Consider the following 17343-nt stretch of genomic DNA (forward strand, 5'->3'; position numbering starts at 1 on the left):
TTCAAGCCGCGGGATGCATTTGTCCCAGGAATACCCTGTCGCCATGGTGCGCGCCGGTGGTCCCCGAGCCGATCGACCGGAGGTGACTGCGGAGTCCGGCCGTTCCCTGGCCCCTCTCCTCGCGGTGTGCGCGGGTTACTTCATGGTCATCCTGGACGTGACGGTCATCAACGTCGCCGCTCCGGTGGTGGGACGGGAACTGTCGGCTTCGCTCACCGGGATCCAGTGGATCACGGACGGCTACACCCTGGTCTTCGCCGGCCTGTTGCTCACCGGCGGCGCGCTGGGCGACCGGCTGGGAAACCGCCGGATCTTCTGTACCGGAGTGGTGGTGTTCACCGCCGCCTCGGCCGGCTGCGGACTGGCCCGGAGTGCCGGGGCCCTGGTCGCCGCGCGACTCCTGGAGGGACTCGGCGCGGCACTGATCGTGCCCGGCTCCCTCGCCCTGCTCCAACAGGCGTATCCCTCACCCGCCGAGCGCTCCCGGGCCTTCGGTATCTGGGGCTCCATGGCGGGTATCGCCGCCTGCGCAGGCCCTCTTCTGGGCGGCCTTCTGGTCACCACCTTGGGCTGGCGCTGGGTGTTCTTCATCAACCTGCCCGTCGGATGCGCCTGCTTGTTGCTGACACTGCGCCGCGTGCCCGCTTCGGCCCGGCGCCCGGACCGACCCATGGACTGGCCGGCTCAGTGCGCGCTCATCGCAATGGTGGCCCTGCTCACCGCCTCGCTGAACGAGGCCGGACGACGTGGCTGGGCGGACCCACTGATCCTCATCGGGGCCGGCCTGTGTCTGCTGGCAGCCGCCGCGTTCGTCCTGCGCGAGCGCCTGGCCCGCACACCCGTGGTGCCCCTGTGGCTGTTGCGCTCCCGCGCGATGAGCGGGGGCGCGGCCGTCGGCCTGCTGTTCAACTTCGCCTTCTACGGCATGATTTTCACCGCCAGTCTGTACTTCCAGCACCAGCGCGGTCTGACTGCGCTGCGCACCGGGATCGCTCTCTTCCCGGCAGTCGCCATGACCATGTTCGCCTCCGTCCTGTCGGGGCGACTGGCAGGCACCACCGGACACCGCCCGCTTGTGGTCACCGGCATGCTCCTGGGATCGGCGGGCCTGGCAGGCTGGGCCGCGGCCGGACCGAACCCGGACTACCTCCTGCTCGTGGCGCCGATGATGGCGGCGGGTTTCGGCACGTCCTTCGCCCTCACCGGATCGACCGCCACCGCGATGTCAGCCGCCCCCGACAAGTACTCCGGCACCGCCTCCGCCCTGTTCAACACCGCCCGCCAGGTGGGCAGCGCCGCAGGCGTAGCGCTGGGAGGTTCGCTACTGGCCGCGGCGGCCGACTTCACGACCGGACTGCGGACCAGCATGGCCATCGGCGCGACCGCATACCTGGCGGCCGCCGCCCTCGCGCTTTTCTGCATCCCGCAGAAGGCACCCCGCCACGTCGCCGACTGAAAGTCTGCCGACCCGTCGCCCACGCTCCGGCAATCCATGGAGGCCGCTGCGACCTGCAGCTTGCCGTGAACACCGAACAACGAGACCGCGGCCGCAAGGGCCGGGCGACCTGGCCCCAGGGCGAGAACCCCCTGCACCGACGTCAACGCCCACCACCGGAACCACAACCACACCGTGGTACGCCAACGCCCCCACCCAGCGGTACCGGCCGCCCGGCGCCGGACCATGTTCGGACGATGTCGGTCGGCGCTAAGGCCTGTCGTGTGGATGAGCATGTGCAACCCCACGGCGGCCGAACACCAGGCAGAACGGGTGGCCCACCGGGTCCGCGAAGACCCGGTAGCGCCCTTCCCACTCACCAGGAAGACGCCTGGCTCCCAGTGCCAGAACTGCGCGCTCCGCAGCGTCGGCATCCTCCACGCGGATGTCCAGATGCATTTGCTGCGGGTGCTGCGGATCGGGCCAGACCGGGGGCCTCCAGTGGTCGGTGTGCTGGAAGGCCAGTTGTCGCGAGCCGGGCTCAGTACCGATCACGACCCATTTCTCCGAGTCCTCGTTGACCCGCATGCCCAGGAGTTCGGCATAGAAGGCTGCGAGCGCACGAGGATCAGGGCAGTCGAGCACTGTCTTCTCCAGGCGACCGATCATGTGTCGACTCCAGAACGTTTCGTCGACACCGGTCGGTCGTCGGACCAGGTGTGCCGTTGACCGCCGCGCAGTGGGTTCGAGCCGTTACTTCCGGACCGGGAACTCAAGCGGGATGGTGATCAAGTTCCCCATATCCTGTGGTAGTTGACCTTCCGGCCCTTCTCACACGCGGTGCGGGATGACGACACGCGGCGGACGACAATACAGTCGGCGGCGGACTTGGACACCCCGAGGAGCGGCGCAGCAGGGTGCTCGTCGATCGGTTACCTCGGCCCTTTCAGGCCCGTCACAGTCATGACGGAACTCGCTCGCGGAAGGTGACAACATGACCGGCCCAGGTCCGGATGAAGCTCTGGCGGGAGCCTTCGAGCAGCAGCGTGGGCGCCTCGTGGCGGTGGCCCACCGGATGCTCGGATCGCGCGCGGACGCCGAGGACGCGGTGCAGGAGGCATGGCTGAGGCTGGCGCGCCAGGACACGGCCGCGATCGACAACCTCGCCGGCTGGCTGACCACCGTGGTCGGCCGGATCTGCATTGACGTCCTACGCTCGCGCAAGAGCCGGCCCGAGGCGTCGTACGACGACCGACTGCCCGAGCTGGTGGTCACCGAGGACGACGGCGGAGCGCCCGAGGATGACGCGCTGCTCGCCGAATCCGTCGGGCTGGCACTGCTGGTGGTGCTCGACACCCTCCGCCCCACCGAGCGGCTGGCGTTCGTGCTGCACGACATGTTCGCCGTACCGTTCGAGGAGATCGGTCGGATCATCGGCAGGTCCACGGACGCTACCAAGATGCTCGCCAGCCGGGCCCGTCGGAAGGTACAGGACACACCTCGTACCGCCGAGGATCGGCAGCAGCGGCGCGCAGTGGTCGATGCGTTCCTCGCCGCAGCCCGGAGCGGTGACTTCCAAGGGCTGCTCCGCATACTCGACCCGGACGTGGCGTGGCGCTCCTGCACCACGCGTGGCGTGGTCGTCAGGCTGGGGGCGGCCGAGGTGGCCGACAGGGCTCAGCGCGGTGCTCGTGCCACGGTGACTGCGCGTCCCGCCCTCATCAACGGTGAGCCCGGGGTCGTGGCGTGGGGCGCGAACGGCAAGCTGCTGGGCGTGATGGCGTGCACCGTGGTCGATGGTCGGATCGTAGAGATCCTGTCGGTGAGCGACCGGGAACGTCTCGCGTCGATAGGACTGCCGGAACATCCCGGCCAGGCGTAATGCCTGGTGGCTCAGCGCGCGGCCTCAGATGCAGTGCATCGCAAGGCGGAGGGGCGTCCTCATGGTGGACGTATTCAGGCGTTCCGACAACGCGGCGAGGTGCCGTGACTGTCGTCGTGCGCCCGCCAGGGATTACAGGAAAGCCCTTGGTGCAGCGCCGCGTCGATGGTCGAAGCCGGCCAGGCGTGGTCATCCGGCCGCCGTGAACGCTCCGTCGGTGAGGATCGGAACGATGTCGCAGACATCCAGTTCGGTCGCGATGTCCACGTCCCCGGCGAAGCCTCCGCCCGTGAGTTCCCGGCCGGATGCACTGCCGGTGACCGCGCTCATGACATCCGGCGTCGCCTCGAAGCAGTCGGCGGCGGCAGCCGCTTCGGGCGACAGCGGGCCGCCACACTGCTCTCGCAGTGCCGCGAGGACCGCTCCGGCGCCGAGCAGATCCTCCAGCGCGGGGCGCAGGCTGCCGTCGGGCCATCGCTCGCCCGCGGCGATCACGGCGACCGGGCGGTCGAGGGTTCCGTAACCGTGCTGGGCAAGCCAACGGCCCACCGCTGACGCGTTGCGTAGGCAACCCGCAACCACCATCGACCCACCGGCCGCGGCGGCGATCGACGAACCGTTGGGAGAGGGCAGGACCAGCCGCGGGGCGAACGGAGCGCTTCTCAGGGCCGCCGGAGACAACGACCACGGCGACGCCGACGTGGCCATGCGCCGCCCGACGGCCAACCGCGCGTCCATGTCGTCAGCGAACGTCGACGCGGACTCGTCACGCCAGGCGTAAGGGAAGACTCGCGTCCCGGACTCCACAGCCACCGTCACCGAGGTCGTGAACGACAACACGTCGACGACCACCAAACACGCGATATCCACCGCGAGCCGTCGCGCGCCGACGGGCCCCCAATCGAATCGCGCCCCACTGCCTGTCTGCAAAAACCAATTGTCCATGGCTGACGACCATGCCATTGCATCCAGACACCGGCACCAGGGGGCAACCGGCCGTCGGAGCAGCCATCCACAACTCTGCACCCCTGACGGGACCTCGCAGGAGCGCGCGGCGTTGCGCTGTCGCTGCCTGCGCCGTAAACCGTTGGGTCGCCCGGTGCTCGCCGTCCGGTCGTCCACGGGGCGTTGTCGATCGGCGCGGTGTTACGTACTGGAAGTCCTTCTCGTCCAAGTAGGTGGAACCTCACGGACAACGAAGGAGATCTTCATGCAAGCCCGGCTCAACCCCTACGGCACCGTCCTCGGGCCGAAGTTCGCGAAGTACCTCGTCTCGGCGAACAAGGTCGTGGCCGACTCGACGCTGCCGGCGGCAACACAGGAACTGGTGAAGATCCGCGCCAGCCAGATCAACGGCTGCGGAGGATGCCTCGACATGCACACCAAGGATGCCGCGCACGCAGGTGAGACACCGGTACGGCTGAACCTGGTCGCGGCTTGGCGGGAGGCGACGGTCTTCACCGACGCGGAGCGGGCCGCTCTGGAACTCACGGAGCAGGGCACCCGCCTCGCCGACACCGGTGGCGTCACAGACGAAGTCTGGGCGAACGCGGCCAAGCATCATGACGCGGAGCAGCTCACGGCCCTGGTGTCCCTGATCGCCGTCATCAACGCCTTCAACCGACTGAATGTCATCACTCGACAGCGCGGGGGCGACTACCGGCCAGGGCAATTCGGGTGACGGACGCGCTCTCGATTCAGGTGGCGTCGGACGAACCCGGCAGGGCCCGGGGTCGCCCGACCGCCGCCCACCGCCCCCGGCGTGGTGCGACCGGGAGTGGAGTTCACGCACTGAGGACTGTCCCGCACGGGACCGGGAGTGGCCGGAGACCGCGCGGGCGTCAACCCTGACCATCGTCCAAGTCCGGCCTTGCCGTTCGGCTCGGTCCTCCTGCTGCTGCCGCTCCTCCGTCCGTGGCACAGCGCAACACCACCACTCCCCCGCACCGGCACACGCCCCGAAGCCGGTCCGTCAGCGTGTTGACCCCATCGGCCGCATCCGCCGAGTCCATCGTCATGGCGCCCCTGTCGGCAGGCACCACCTGGGGCCACCACCACGAGCCGTGGCCTCGGCCGGCACCGGGCCACGATCCGGAAGGGTGCGTCCGATCGGGCGACCCGGCCGCGGTCCAGAGAGCTCGGGCCGGTACGCACCGAAGCTCAGGGCGTCGGCGCGGGTGATGCCGGATGACGCGGCAGCTTGGGTTCGGAAGCACGCCATATGTGCGGGACATACCTGGCGAACTGGCACCGACGCGGCCGAACGGCCGCGCGGCCGAACCCCGGTGGCGGCGCGGAAGGACCTTCGTAGGCTTGTCGATGTCAGTCGACGGGCCTCGCGTTCGAGTGCCCGTCCCTTGTGCTTTCGAAGGAGCGACGCCATGACCGCATCCTCTGCCTCTGGGGGCTCCCGGCGTTCAGAGGCCGATGCCACCGGCTTCACGGCGTCGCCGCAGCTCACCCAGGCCCTGCAGCAGATCGTGGTGGACCTGGTGGAACTGCACCTCCAGGGGAAGCAGGCCCACTGGAACGTGGTCGGCCACAACTTCCGCGACCTCCACCTGCAACTGGATGAGATCGTCGACGAGGCGCGGGAGGCCGCCGACACCATCGCCGAGCGCATGCGGGCTCTCGCAGCCTGCCCGGACGGCCGAACCGACACCGTGGCAGCGACCACCACTCTCCCCGCGTTTCCGGAGGGCGAGCAGAGTGTGAGCGCCGTTGTCGACCTCGTCACTGCACGCCTGCGCGCCACCGTCGATACGCTGCGCACCCGCCATGACCAGGTCGACAGCGAAGATCCCTCCACGGCCGACCTGCTGCACGCGATCATCGACTCGCTGGAGAAGCACGCCTGGATGGTCAGCGCGGAGAATCGATCCGTCTGACGCCGGATCCGGAGTGGCCCGGAGCAGGCCCCATGTGTGTCGCAGAAGGCCGCGACGTTGCTGGTCGGTTCGCGGGCCCTGATCAGGCAGACCGAGAATGTGCATGTGTGCGGTGTCCCGGACGTGGACTGCGGCGGCACCGGACGACCGACAGCAGCCTCATCGCGCGTGGTGCGAGGGAGGGAGCGACCGCGCACCCGCGACGTCATGTCCAGGCCTGGACCGGCTGTTGACGGTCCAGGCCTGGACAGCCGCATCAGTTGACGCGACGAGCTCTCACACCGTCGGCCTCGAAGTCATAGATGTTCTGATTGATCCGGAGACCGTCGATGGCGCCGACCCACGCGTTGTCGCGGCCCTTGCTCACCGCGGCGGTGTGGATGGTCGGTCTACCGGTGCTGCCACTGTCGTCGAGCGCGCTCTTGATCTGCGCCCAGGTACAGTTCGTGGCACAGCCGGTCGCGCCGCCCGCGGCGCCCGTGAGGAACCAGTGGCCGTTCGTCGTGGCATCGATGTACGGGCTCCATTGGTTCTCGTACGTCGTCGGGAATGCAGCCGGCACCCACACCAACGAGGCGTAGTTGGTGGCGGGGAGCGACGTCAGGTTCGGATCGATCTCGAACCTGATGTTCGGCAAGTTGGCCGATCCGCCGAGGAGAACGTTCTCGCCGGTCTGAAAGACGCGGAACCCGACACTCTTCAGGCCCAGCACCGGATCGCCGTAGAAGTCGACCTCGTTGCCGAATTCGGCCTTCTCCGTGTTGTCCGCCACCGCGATCCCGAGGCTGCCCTGCCCGTAGGGCGGCCTTGCGTAGATTCCCGTCTTGTCGTACGAGCCGTACGGGCCGTCCCTCAGATCGGCGACAGGAGAGCCGATCGTGTTACGGGCGATCACGCCCCAGTGTTCTGAACGTGCTTGGTTTGTGTCTGCGAGTGCAGAAACCGATCCTGAGAGGGTCGAGGTGACGATCGCGGCCAGTACTGAGACCGCAAGCGCCTTTCCCCGACTCACGCCAAAGCGAGCTTTCACGCTCACTCCTTCCAGATGGTTGAAGGGCCAGACATGTGGCCGGCTGAACGACCAGACATGCGCCGGTGACCGGCCGACGCGACGCACGCCACCGTATATGACTCTCAGTAATTGCAGCAGTCACGACATGCCGCACATATTAGGCATTCATACTCTAAATGCATGAGGCACACCGGGTTGCCGTCACTCTGCGTGTGACCCCTATGGCCCTTCGGGCCACTGGACGCGCCTCCGGACAGTCGAGGGCTGAACGACGATTTCGACGTGCGCTGCTGTCCGGCCACGATCCGGTGGTGAGTCCGCCCGCAGTTGTCATCTCGCGCACGCCGACCGCGGGGAAGGCCGACGCCGACACCCCGTCAACTCCCCTGCCGGCGGCACGGAAACACTCATGACCTGACCAGGAGTCAAGCTCCACCGGAACGCCCCGACGGGCTCATGGACACCGGCCGAGCACCCCCTTCCAATCGCCGGACATGTCCGTGTTTTCGCCATGCGCAACCGGGGGTTGACCATTCCAGTAAGTGCCTCTAGGTTTCTCGCAGCTCACTGGTACATCGATTAACCAACATGATTGACGTCCTGGTTGGAGACATCCCGCTGTGCGCTCATCCCTGAGTCGGCGCGGTTTCCTGGCTGCAGGTTCCGGCCTCGCCACCGCTGCCGCACTCCCCGCCCTGTCCGGCTGTTCCACGCTCGCCTCGGCCGATTCCGACCCCGGCACCCTGCTCGTGCACACCCAGCTCGGCACCACCGCGCCGGGCTCTGCCACCTATACGGCCGTCGTGAAGGCGTTCCACAAGGAGAACCCGGGCCTCCGGGTCAAGAACCTCGTCAACGGCGACGATCTGCCCCAGGTGTACGAGACCTCCCGACTGGCCCGCAAGGAGCCGGACGTGGTCATGGTCAATCTCTATGACAAGACCCTGGCCTGGACCGATGCCGGTGCCACCGTCGACGTGAAGGGGTATCTCGACGACTGGGGGCTGCGCGAGCGCGTCCTGCCCGCCGCGCTGGAGGAGTGGACCGACAGCAAGGGCCGGTTGCGCGCCTTCCCGTACTTCGCCACCAACTGGCCCGTCGCCTACAACACGGCCCTGCTGGAGCGGGCCGGCGTGGACTCCGTTCCCACCACCGGGGACCAACTGATCGGTGCCGCACGTAAGTTGCGGGCCAAGGGGGTCGCCCCGGTCACCGTCGGCGGCAACGACTGGACGGGACAGAAACTGCTGGCCCAGATCATCCAGACCTTCCTCACGCCCGACGAGGCCCGGAAGGTCTATACGACCGGCGATTTCAGCAGCAAGGGTGCCCGCGAAGGCATCGACTACTTCGTCCAGCTCCGCGACGCCGGAGTCTTCGCCGACAAGGCGGAGGGGCTTACCTCCGACACGATGACCACGCAGTACAACACCGAGGCGGCCGCCATCCAGTCCGCGATGTCCTCGGCACTGGCGAAGGTGCCCGCGGGGCCGGCCGGGCACACGGAGATCGGCGGCTGGCCGCTGGCTCCCGGCGCCTCGCACGGCAAGCCCACGATCCTGCGCTCGTACACCCTCATCGGCTTCTGGATCAGCCCCAACGGCGTCAAGAAGCTGCCCTCGGTCGAGAAGTTCCTGCGCTTCATGTACCGGCCCGACGTGGTGTCGCGCTTCATCACCGAGAGCGGCCGGGACATGGCTCTCGTGACGGACACGGTCAGCAAGGAGTTCCCGTTGGTGGCCAAGGCCCAGCAGCTCGGTGACCGGGTCGGTCAGGTCCTCCTGCCGGACCTGTACGTCCCCCCGACGGCCACCCAGCCTCTGATCACGGCAACCAGCACCGCGTTCACCCGGGGTACGAGCGCGGCTGCCGTGCGCTCCGCCCTCGAATCCGCCTACCGCACGGCCTGATCCGCGCGCCCGAGCCCTCTGCGAGTCCCCTCATGACGTTGCTCTCGTCCGCCCCGGGCGGCGCCTCGGTCCGCCGGCCGGCCCCGCCCTCGCCGCACCCCTCCGCTCCCTCGCGCCGTCAGCAGGGCGGGGTCGTTCTCGCCGTGCCGGCGCTGGCCTGGTACCTCGTCTTCATGGTCGGCCCACTGGTTGCCATCTTCGTCATCTGCGCGCTGCACTGGCCGGGCATGCTCCAGCCCGTCTCCTTCGCCGGTCTCGGCAACGTCCGTACCGTCCTCGACGACCCGGTGTTCTGGGATTCGGTGGGCAACACCGCCACCCAACTCGTCATTGCGCTACCCGTGATGATCGTGGGCGCGTACATGCTGGGGTACTACGTCGCACAGAAGCCGCCAGGTCACCGCGTCCTGCGGTACCTGCTCTTCGTCCCCGGTCTGATCTCCACCCCGGCCAAGGCGATGGTGTTCTACGCGGTCCTCTCGCCGGACGGGCTGCTCAACGGCGCACTGGACAAGGTCGGTCTGGGCTCGCTGACCGATGCCTGGCTCGCCTCGCCGTCCACCGCCCTGTTCTGTCTGATCATCCTCGACGTGTGGAGCGGCATCGGCTTCACGGCCGTGCTGTTCGCCGCCCGGCTGGGGAGCGTGCCGGACGAGATCGGTGAGGCGGCCCAGCTCGACGGTGCCGGTCACTGGCGTGCCATGTGGCGCATCCACTTCCCCGTGATCCGTGACTTCGTCGGTGTCGTGACGATGCTTCAGTTCCTGTGGACCCTGTTCGGCTCCGCGCAGAACGTGCTGCTGCTCACCCAGGGCGGCCCCGGAAGTTCGTCGACAACGTTGTCCTTCCTCGTCTACCAGAAGGCGTTCATCGCGGCCGACCTGGGCTACAGCCAGACCGTCGGTGTCGTGCTGTTCCTGGTCGGTCTGGCGGGGCTGCTGACCATCCGTCGCGTCTTCCGCCAGAACTACTGATCGGAGCGGTTCCATGAAGTTCGGAAGGTCCTGGCTGCCGGCGCACATCCTCGCGTGGCTCTACGCGGCGCTGCTCGTGGTCCCCCTCTACTACCTGCTCGTCTCGGCGTTCAAGACGAACGACCAGATCTTCGGGAGCCCGTTCTCCCTGCCGACCTCTCTCTCCCTGGGCAATTTCGGGGAGGCGTTCTCCTCCGCGGACCTGGGACCCGCCGTCGCCAACTCGGTGCTCGTCACCGTGCTGGCGCTGGCTCTCACACTGGCGCTCGCCGTTCCGGCGGCCTTCGCCATCGCCCGCACCGAGGGACCTCTCGGCGCGGCCGTCGAGCGGGTGTTCTCGCTGGGGTTCCTGGTTCCGACGTTCGCCGCGCTCTTCCCCACGTTCCTGCTCGCCGCCGTGACCGGGCTGTTCCACACCCGCGCGTTCATGGTGCTGTTCCTGCCGGCCACGGCGATGCCGCTCTCGGTGGTGATCCTGGTGCAGTTCATGCGGACCATCCCGCGCGAGATGGAGGAGGCGGCGCGCATGGACGGCGCGTCCACCTTCGCCGTCCTGCGACACATCTACACGCCCATGTGCACGCCGGGGATCGCCACCATCCTCCTGCTGAACTTCCTGACCTTCTGGAACGAGTACCTGTACTCGCTCGTCATCATCGGCCCCGACCCCGAGCAGCGCACCGTGCAGGTGGCCCTGCCCACCCTGAAGTCCCTGACCGGCACCGACTACGGCATTCTGACCGCGGGCACGGTGCTCACACTGGTCCCGGTCTGGGTGGTGTACACGGTGCTCCAGAAGCGCATGCAGCAGGCTCTCGTCAGCGGGGCGGTGAAGATGTGAAGGAACGTCTCAGGGGGCGTCCCGAGGACGCAGGAAGCGTCGCGGGGGTGTCGCCGGGGTCCGGCGTCCCGGTCGCGCGTCCGGGCCGGACCCTTGATGGTCCCTCCGGAGAGCGCGGGACCCGCGCGAGCGCCGAGGGGGCCGTCCGTCCCACGATCAAGGCCGTGGCCGCCGCGGCAGGGGTCTCCACCGCTGCGGTCTCCCAGGCTGTCAACGGCACGGGGCGCATCTCGGAGGCCACCCGCCGCCGAGTCCTGGACGCGGCCGCCGAACTGGGCTGGTCGCCCAGCGCGTCCGCGACAGCCCTGCGCCGGGCACGGACCCGGACGATCGCGCTCGTCGTGCGACGCCCCACGGACGTGCTCGGTGCCGACCCGCACTTCAGCGAACTGATCACCGGTCTGGAGGGCGAACTGGCGCCCCGGGGCTACGGTCTGCTGCTCCACCTGGTCGCCGACATGACCCAGGAGAGCGCACTGTACGAACGGCTGGTCGCCGAAGGCCGGATCGACGGTGCCGTGCTGACCGACGCACGGGCGGACGACCCGCGCCCGCAGCTGCTGCGGGACCTCGGGCTGCCCGCCGTCCTGCTGGGCGCACCGGACCCCGCGTCGGCGGTTCCCGGCGTCGGCCTCGGGCAGCAGGGCGCCGGTGTCCGTGAGGCCGTCGCACACCTCCTGGAGCTCGGCCACCGGCGTCTCGCGTACGTCGCGGGTCCGGCCGACCTGATGCACACCAGGCTCCGTCTGGCCGCCTTCGAGGAAGCCCTCGCGGAGGCGGGTCTGCGTCCCGTCGCCGTCCGGCACACCGATTTCACGGAGGAGGCGGCCGTCGCCGTCACAGAGGAACTGCTCGCCCTGCCCGACCGGCCGACCGCTCTGGTGTTCCCCAACGACTCCATGGCCGTCTGCGGCATCGGTACGGCCCAGCGCGGCGGGCTCCGGGTGCCCGGGGAGGTGTCGGTGGTGGGGTACGACAACCTGCCGCTCGGCCGCTGGCTGCACCCCCGGCTCACCACCGTGGACCAGCAGGTGCAACGTGTCGGTGCGGCGGCCGCCCGCACGTTGCTCGTCCGGTGCGGTGAGAACGTACCCCCGCCGGTCCTCGACGGACGTCCGCGCCTGGTCGTACGGGAGTCGACCGGTCCCGTGCCGTCAGCGCCCTGAACCATGCGTCATCCGCTCCGCACCGCACGCGGCCCGCCGGTGCACGGCCCCGCCTTGTCCCGCGGCTCCCCCGGCCCGGCCCGGAACGACCCGCCCCGGCCGTACCGATCCACCCCCGCACATCGAAGAGGTCACAGAAAGACCATGCGACGCCACAGCGCCCAGCTCACCCATGACTCCGCCGTTCTCCCCTGGCTCGGCGCCAACTTCTGGTCCCGCACCGGCGGTCCGCTGATGTGGCGGAACTACGAGCCGAAGACGGTACGTGAGGAGCTGGCCGTCCTACGGGACCACGGGCTGAACATGACCCGGTCGTTCTTCTACTGGCCCGACTTCCACCCCGAGCCCGGACGCATCGACGAGGAGCTGTGCGACCGCTTCCGTGACTTCCTGGACGCCCACACCGAGGCGGGGATGGGGACGGTACCCACCTTCATCGTCGGCCACATGTCCGGTGAGAACTGGGACCCCGCCTGGCGCGGGGACCGTGATCTGTACGAGGACGTGTGGCTCGTCGGGCGGCAGGCGTGGTTCGTCTCCCAGATGACCCGGCGCTTCAAGGACCACCCCGCGGTCACCGGCTGGCTGATCACCAACGAGATGCCGGGCTACGGGCGGATCCACCAGGTCGACCCACCCTCCACTGAGGTCGTCACCGCCTGGGCGCAGTTCATGTGCGACGCGGTGCGCGCGGCGGGCGGCACCCAGCCCGTGTCGCTCGGGGACGGCGCCTGGGGCATCGAGGTGACCGGCCGCGACAACGGCTTCTCGCTGCGCGAGACCGCCGAGTACGTGGACTTCGTGGGGCCGCACGTCTACCGCTCGGACACGGACCGGCCACGCCAGCACTACCGCGCCGCGTTCGAGTGCGAACTCGCCGCCGTCACCGGCCGGCCGGTCGTGCTGGAGGAGTTCGGGCTCTCCACCGACACGGTCTCGACGGCGAACGCGGGCGTGTTCTACCGGCAGACCCTGCACAACTCGCTGCTCGGCGGCGCCACCGGCTGGATCGCCTGGAACAACACGGACTACGACGAGCTCTGGGAGCAGTCGCCGTACGACCACCACCCCTTCGAGATGCACTTCGGGATCACCGACCACACCGGCCGGCCGAAGGAGCCGCTGCGTGAACTGGCCGACTTCGCCGAAGTGCTGAAGCGGATCGACTTCACACGCTGCCGCCGGACGGATGCCGACACCGCCTTGGTCGTGCCCGCGTTCCTGGAGCGCGGCTACCCCTACAGCCGACCCGCCGACCGGCCATTGATCTTCACCTCGCTGCACCAGGGGTACGTGGCCGCGCGCGGCGCGGACCTGCCGGTGGCGTTCGTCCGGGAAGCGGACGGGCTGCCGGACGACGCCGCACTGTATCTGCTGCCCTCGACGCGGCAGTTGACCACCCGCACGCGGCGGGCGCTGGAGCGCCGGGCCCGCGAGGGCGCCACGGTCTACCTGTCGTTCTGCTCGGGTGAGCACCCGACGACACGCGGCCCGTGGTTCCACGACCTGGACGGCCTGTTCGGCGTGGAGCTCCAGCTCTCCTACGGTGTCGCGGAGCCGATCGAGGACGACGTCGTGGAGATGACGTTCATCGAGGACTTCGGCTCCATCGTCGCGGGCGAGACCCTGACGTTCCCGGTCGCCGGCAACGAGGACAGCCGCGCCTACCTGCCGGTGGTCCCGGCCGGTGCACGGGTCGTCGCCGCCGACGCGCACGGCCGCCCGGCGCTGCTGTGCCACGAGACGGGCGAGGGACGTACGGTCCTGGCCACCTATCCGCTGGAGCACATGGCCGCCCGCACGGCCCGCGCCAACCCGGAGCAGACGCACCGCCTGTACGCGGCGCTCGCCGAACTGGCCGGGGCCGCACGACCGGTGACGGTCGACACGCCGTACGTCGCCGCCGACACCCTGGTCCACGAGGACGGCAGCCGCTACGTGTGGCTGGTGAGCCAGTCGGGCGAGGAACTGACCGTCCGTCCGTCGGCGGACGGAGAACTGCGCGAGCTGGCCGGCGGCGAGCCGGTGGCGGACGTGGTGATCGCCCCGTACGGGGTGCGCGTCCTCGAACTGCGCTGACGGCCGGGGCCTTGTCGTTCGGTCCGGTCGGGACACACGTGACCGGACCGCACCGAACGGGAGCAGCCCTGCCGTACGAAATGCCGTACCGCACACCCACCCTGTCCCGCCGCCCGTGAAAGTGAGCCACCCGATGTCCGAGCCGCTCTTCCGTGATCCCACGGCCCCCGTCGCCGACCGGGTGCGTGACCTGCTGGCGCGGATGACGCTCACCGAGAAGGTGGGCCAGGTCAACCAACGGATGTACGGGTGGGACGCGTACGAACGCACCTCCTCGGGGCACGAGCTGACCGAGGCGTTCCGGACGGAGGTGGCCGCCCACGACGGGATGGGCGCGCTCTACGGGTTGCAGCGCGCCGACCCCTGGTCGGGTGTGACGGCGGAGACCGGCATCGGCGCCGCGGACGGCGCGCGGGTCTCCGACGCCGTCCAGCGGTACGTGGTGGAAAACACCCGGCTCGGCATCCCCGTACTGCTGGTCGAGGAGATGCCGCACGGCCTCCAGGCGCTGGACGGCACCCTGCTGCCGGTCAACCTGGCGGTCGGCGCCACCTGGAACCCTGAGCTGTACGAGGAGGCCGCCGCCCTCGCCGCCGCGCAACTCCGGTCACGCGGCGGCCACGTGGCGCTGGTCTCCGCGCTCGACCTGGTGCGGGATCCGCGCTGGGGCCGCGCGGAGGAGTGTTTCGGCGAGGATCCGTACCTGGCGGCGCGGTTCACCGAAGCCCTGGTGCGCGGCGTCCAGGGGCCGCCGGGGAGTCGCTTCGGGCCGGACCGGGCCGCAGTCGTACTCAAACACTTCGCCGGGCAGGGAGCCACGGTCGGCGGTCGCAACAGCGCGGCCACCGAGCTCGGCGCCCGCGAGCTGCACGAGATCCATCTGGAGGCCGCTCTGGCAGGGATCCGGGCCGGGGCGGCGGGTGTCATGGCGGCGTACAACGAATTCGACGGCATCCCCTGTGCGGCAAACCGGGAGCTGCTGACCGGGATACTGCGCGAACGGTGGGGGTTCACCGGGCTCGTGATGGCCGACGGGCTCGCGCTCGACCGCCTGGTGCGGCTGGCCGGGGACCCGGTGGCGGCCGGCGCGCTGGCACTGGAGGCGGGAACCGACCTGAGCCTCTGGGACGATTGTTTCCCCCGGCTGGAGCAGGCCGTGCGGAGCGGCCTGGTCGACGAGAGCAGCCTCGACACCGCGGTCGGGCGGATCCTCGCTCTGAAGTTCCGGCTGGGCCTCTTCGAGCACCCGTACACCGGGGAGCGCGCGCCGGCTCCGGGGCCGGAACTGCTGAGCGAGCGTATCGCCCGGGAATCCGTCACGCTCCTCACACACGACGGAATGACGCTCCCGCTCACCGACCGCGTCCGCCGGATCGCGGTCATCGGCCCGAACGCCGACTCCGTACCGCACCAGATCGGCGACTACACCGCTCCCCAGCGGTCCGGCACGGGCATCAGCGTTCTCGACGGCCTCGTCGCGGCGGCTCCGGACGGCACGGAGGTCGCACACTCCCGGGGCAGCGATCTCGTCGGCGCCGATCTGTCGGCCCTCCCCGAGGCGGTCTCTCTCGCGGCCGGTGCCGATGTCGCGGTGATGGTGCTCGGCGGTTCCAGCGCCCGGGCGTCGGAGACACGATTCGACGACAACGGAGCCGCCGTCGTCGCCTCCGGCAATCCCGTGGAGATGACCTGCGGGGAAGGTGTGGACCTGGCCGAACTCGGGCTTCCCGAAGGACAGTCGGCTCTGCTCGACGCGGTCGCCGGGACAGGGACCCCCGTCGTCGTGGTGCTGGTCCAGGGAAGACCGCACGCGCTGCCGGACCTCACCGACCGGGCCGGGGCGGTGCTGAGCGCCTGGTACCCCGGCCCGTGGGGCGGGCGCGCGGTGGCGGACGTGCTGTTCGGTGCGGCGGATCCCGTGGGTCGGCTGCCCGTCTCGGTTCCCCGGTCGTCGGCCCAGCTGCCCGTCTTCTACAACGGGAAGGACCACGGCTACCGCGGCTATGTCGACCAGCCGACGACCGCACGTCACGCGTTCGGTCACGGCCTGACCTATACGTCGGTGGAGTACGGCGCACCCCGGCTGTCCCGCACGTGCGTCGCGGTGGCGGAGTTCGACGCGGACGCGCACGGAGCCGAGGAGCCTCTCCTGTGCACGGTGGAAGTGCACAACACCGGCGACCGGTCCGTGCGCGAGACGGTGCAGCTGTACGTGCGCCGGGTGCTCGGCGGGACGTCGTGGCCGCGGGTGCGGGAACTGCGCGGCTTCACCCGGATCGAGCTGGTGCCCGGGGAGCGGGCCGAGGTCTCCTTTCCGGTGGGGGCGCGGACCCTGGCCTCCGTCACCCGCTCGTGGGAGCGTGCGGTGGAGCCGGGAGAGTTCACGATCGAGACGGGCCCGTCCTCGGACCGGACCCGTGGCGCCCGGCTCACCGTGACCGCCCCGCCGAGCGGCATCCGCCGGTAGCGGACGGCCCGCTCATGCCGCGGGCGCGGATCGCCCGCCGCACGGTACGACAACGGCTCGGACCGACGACCGTTCCGAGCACCGCGGCGAGTGGCGACCGGTCCAGCCCCTCCGACACCGGAGCGGCAGACTGTCCGGGCCTCGAAGATCACGGACCGGCCAGGCAGTCGGCTGTCCGATTCGAAAGGCCCGCCCTGTGGGGCAGTTCTGCTGCGCAACGCCCGTGGGCGGACGAAGATCTGAGCCCGGACAGCTCAATTCCGCCCCCCTTCCCCGGAAGGGGGGCGGAATTGCGCCCGGTCGCGGTCAGTCACTGACAGTTGCTCAGACCGGGCGGCAGAAGCAGCTAACCAGATCACACGGTTCCGAACAAAACGCCGATCGGCCAGACGGGTGTACGGCGCACAAGTGCGTTACACCGAGGGGCATTTGGAGACACCCTGAAGCCATGGTGACACCTCGCTGGACCGTTCAGGCCCCCACGCCTTCCGGAGGCAGACTTGTGACGATGCACGCCGACGGCTGCGAACGGCGGTTGGGGACCGTGCACAGCGATCACGACCTTGTCGTGCTTCTGACCGGCGCCGGACTGGCTGCCCCGGAGCGGGTTCTCGACGATCCCGACGTGATCGAATGGCGGGGCGCCCGCGCACACGTGTACCAGGCCGCCTGACCGAGAGGACACGACG

14 protein-coding genes are annotated in these 17343 nt (G+C 69.5%); 11 read left to right on the plus strand and 3 right to left on the minus strand.

Annotation, left to right across the window (positions count from 1 at the left end):
- The first annotated feature begins 43 nt into the window (after nucleotides 1–43).
- The gene (locus tag OG963_RS07790; RefSeq protein WP_371798690.1) at nucleotides 44–1456 is read left to right on the plus strand and encodes an MFS transporter; all 1413 of its coding nucleotides are present in this window, start codon (nucleotides 44–46) and stop codon (nucleotides 1454–1456) included.
- A 249-nt stretch (nucleotides 1457–1705) separates the two neighbouring features.
- Here the strand turns inward: OG963_RS07790 and OG963_RS07795 are convergent, their stop codons facing one another.
- Nucleotides 1706–2104: a VOC family protein gene (locus OG963_RS07795; RefSeq protein WP_093929178.1), complete on the minus strand. Its 399-nt coding sequence runs from the start codon at nucleotides 2102–2104 to the stop codon at nucleotides 1706–1708.
- A gap of 325 nt (nucleotides 2105–2429) precedes the next feature.
- On the opposite strand from OG963_RS07795, the gene OG963_RS07800 reads away from it, so the two are divergent.
- Nucleotides 2430–3317: a sigma-70 family RNA polymerase sigma factor gene (locus OG963_RS07800; protein WP_371798691.1), complete on the plus strand. Its 888-nt coding sequence runs from the start codon at nucleotides 2430–2432 to the stop codon at nucleotides 3315–3317.
- Nucleotides 3318–3506: 189 nt separating this feature from the next.
- Here OG963_RS07800 and OG963_RS07805 read toward each other — a convergent pair whose 3' ends face one another.
- Nucleotides 3507–4169 (minus strand): 2-phosphosulfolactate phosphatase, encoded by a 663-nt coding sequence (locus tag OG963_RS07805; RefSeq protein WP_371127893.1) that lies wholly within the window; start codon nucleotides 4167–4169, stop codon nucleotides 3507–3509.
- Between the two features lie 358 nt (nucleotides 4170–4527).
- Between OG963_RS07805 and OG963_RS07810 the strand changes: the two genes are divergently transcribed.
- Nucleotides 4528–4998 (plus strand): carboxymuconolactone decarboxylase family protein, encoded by a 471-nt coding sequence (locus OG963_RS07810; protein ID WP_093770179.1) that lies wholly within the window; start codon nucleotides 4528–4530, stop codon nucleotides 4996–4998.
- 700 nt (nucleotides 4999–5698) lie between these two features.
- Nucleotides 5699–6205, plus strand: coding sequence for a Dps family protein (locus OG963_RS07815; protein WP_093770177.1), 507 nt, complete (start codon nucleotides 5699–5701; stop codon nucleotides 6203–6205).
- 256 nt (nucleotides 6206–6461) lie between these two features.
- Here OG963_RS07815 and OG963_RS07820 read toward each other — a convergent pair whose 3' ends face one another.
- Entirely contained in the window at nucleotides 6462–7322 is an 861-nt protein-coding gene (locus tag OG963_RS07820; protein ID WP_319330064.1) for a hypothetical protein, read from the minus strand.
- A gap of 515 nt (nucleotides 7323–7837) precedes the next feature.
- Between OG963_RS07820 and OG963_RS07825 the strand changes: the two genes are divergently transcribed.
- The 7 genes from OG963_RS07825 (at nucleotide 7838) to OG963_RS07855 (ending at nucleotide 17327) form a co-directional block, all read left to right on the plus strand.
- Complete coding sequence (locus OG963_RS07825; RefSeq protein ID WP_371798692.1) at nucleotides 7838–9127, plus strand: ABC transporter substrate-binding protein; 1290 nt, start codon at nucleotides 7838–7840, stop codon at nucleotides 9125–9127.
- A gap of 32 nt (nucleotides 9128–9159) precedes the next feature.
- A complete protein-coding gene (locus OG963_RS07830; protein ID WP_093770174.1) occupies nucleotides 9160–10101 on the plus strand; it encodes a carbohydrate ABC transporter permease in 942 nt (313 codons plus the stop codon).
- 13 nt (nucleotides 10102–10114) lie between these two features.
- Entirely contained in the window at nucleotides 10115–10942 is an 828-nt protein-coding gene (locus OG963_RS07835) for a carbohydrate ABC transporter permease (RefSeq protein ID WP_030924206.1), read from the plus strand.
- A 164-nt stretch (nucleotides 10943–11106) separates the two neighbouring features.
- Nucleotides 11107–12108 (plus strand): LacI family DNA-binding transcriptional regulator, encoded by a 1002-nt coding sequence (locus OG963_RS07840; RefSeq protein WP_093772065.1) that lies wholly within the window; start codon nucleotides 11107–11109, stop codon nucleotides 12106–12108.
- 144 nt (nucleotides 12109–12252) lie between these two features.
- Nucleotides 12253–14187 (plus strand): cellulase family glycosylhydrolase, encoded by a 1935-nt coding sequence (locus OG963_RS07845; protein WP_093770173.1) that lies wholly within the window; start codon nucleotides 12253–12255, stop codon nucleotides 14185–14187.
- Nucleotides 14188–14320: 133 nt separating this feature from the next.
- Complete coding sequence (locus OG963_RS07850) at nucleotides 14321–16654, plus strand: glycoside hydrolase family 3 N-terminal domain-containing protein (RefSeq protein ID WP_093770172.1); 2334 nt, start codon at nucleotides 14321–14323, stop codon at nucleotides 16652–16654.
- Nucleotides 16655–17102: 448 nt separating this feature from the next.
- A complete protein-coding gene (locus OG963_RS07855; RefSeq protein ID WP_030924195.1) occupies nucleotides 17103–17327 on the plus strand; it encodes a hypothetical protein in 225 nt (74 codons plus the stop codon).
- Nucleotides 17328–17343: the final 16 nt, after the last annotated feature.

Source organism: Streptomyces sp. NBC_01707, from assembly GCF_041438805.1.
Lineage (GTDB): Bacteria > Actinomycetota > Actinomycetes > Streptomycetales > Streptomycetaceae > Streptomyces.

Bases quoted from the DNA above. Each gene is read 5' to 3' on its own strand.
- OG963_RS07835 (WP_030924206.1), top strand. From the start codon at position 10,115: ATGAAGTTCGGAAGGTCCTGGCTGCCGGCGCACATCCTCGCGTGGCTC.
- OG963_RS07815 (WP_093770177.1), top strand. From the start codon at position 5,699: ATGACCGCATCCTCTGCCTCTGGGGGCTCCCGGCGTTCAGAGGCCGAT.
- OG963_RS07850 (WP_093770172.1), top strand. From the start codon at position 14,321: ATGTCCGAGCCGCTCTTCCGTGATCCCACGGCCCCCGTCGCCGACCGG.
- OG963_RS07810 (WP_093770179.1), top strand. From the start codon at position 4,528: ATGCAAGCCCGGCTCAACCCCTACGGCACCGTCCTCGGGCCGAAGTTC.
- OG963_RS07795 (WP_093929178.1), bottom strand. From the start codon at position 2,104: ATGATCGGTCGCCTGGAGAAGACAGTGCTCGACTGCCCTGATCCTCGT.
- OG963_RS07845 (WP_093770173.1), top strand. From the start codon at position 12,253: ATGCGACGCCACAGCGCCCAGCTCACCCATGACTCCGCCGTTCTCCCC.
- OG963_RS07800 (WP_371798691.1), top strand. From the start codon at position 2,430: ATGACCGGCCCAGGTCCGGATGAAGCTCTGGCGGGAGCCTTCGAGCAG.
- OG963_RS07790 (WP_371798690.1), top strand. From the start codon at position 44: ATGGTGCGCGCCGGTGGTCCCCGAGCCGATCGACCGGAGGTGACTGCG.
- OG963_RS07830 (WP_093770174.1), top strand. From the start codon at position 9,160: ATGACGTTGCTCTCGTCCGCCCCGGGCGGCGCCTCGGTCCGCCGGCCG.
- OG963_RS07855 (WP_030924195.1), top strand. From the start codon at position 17,103: ATGGTGACACCTCGCTGGACCGTTCAGGCCCCCACGCCTTCCGGAGGC.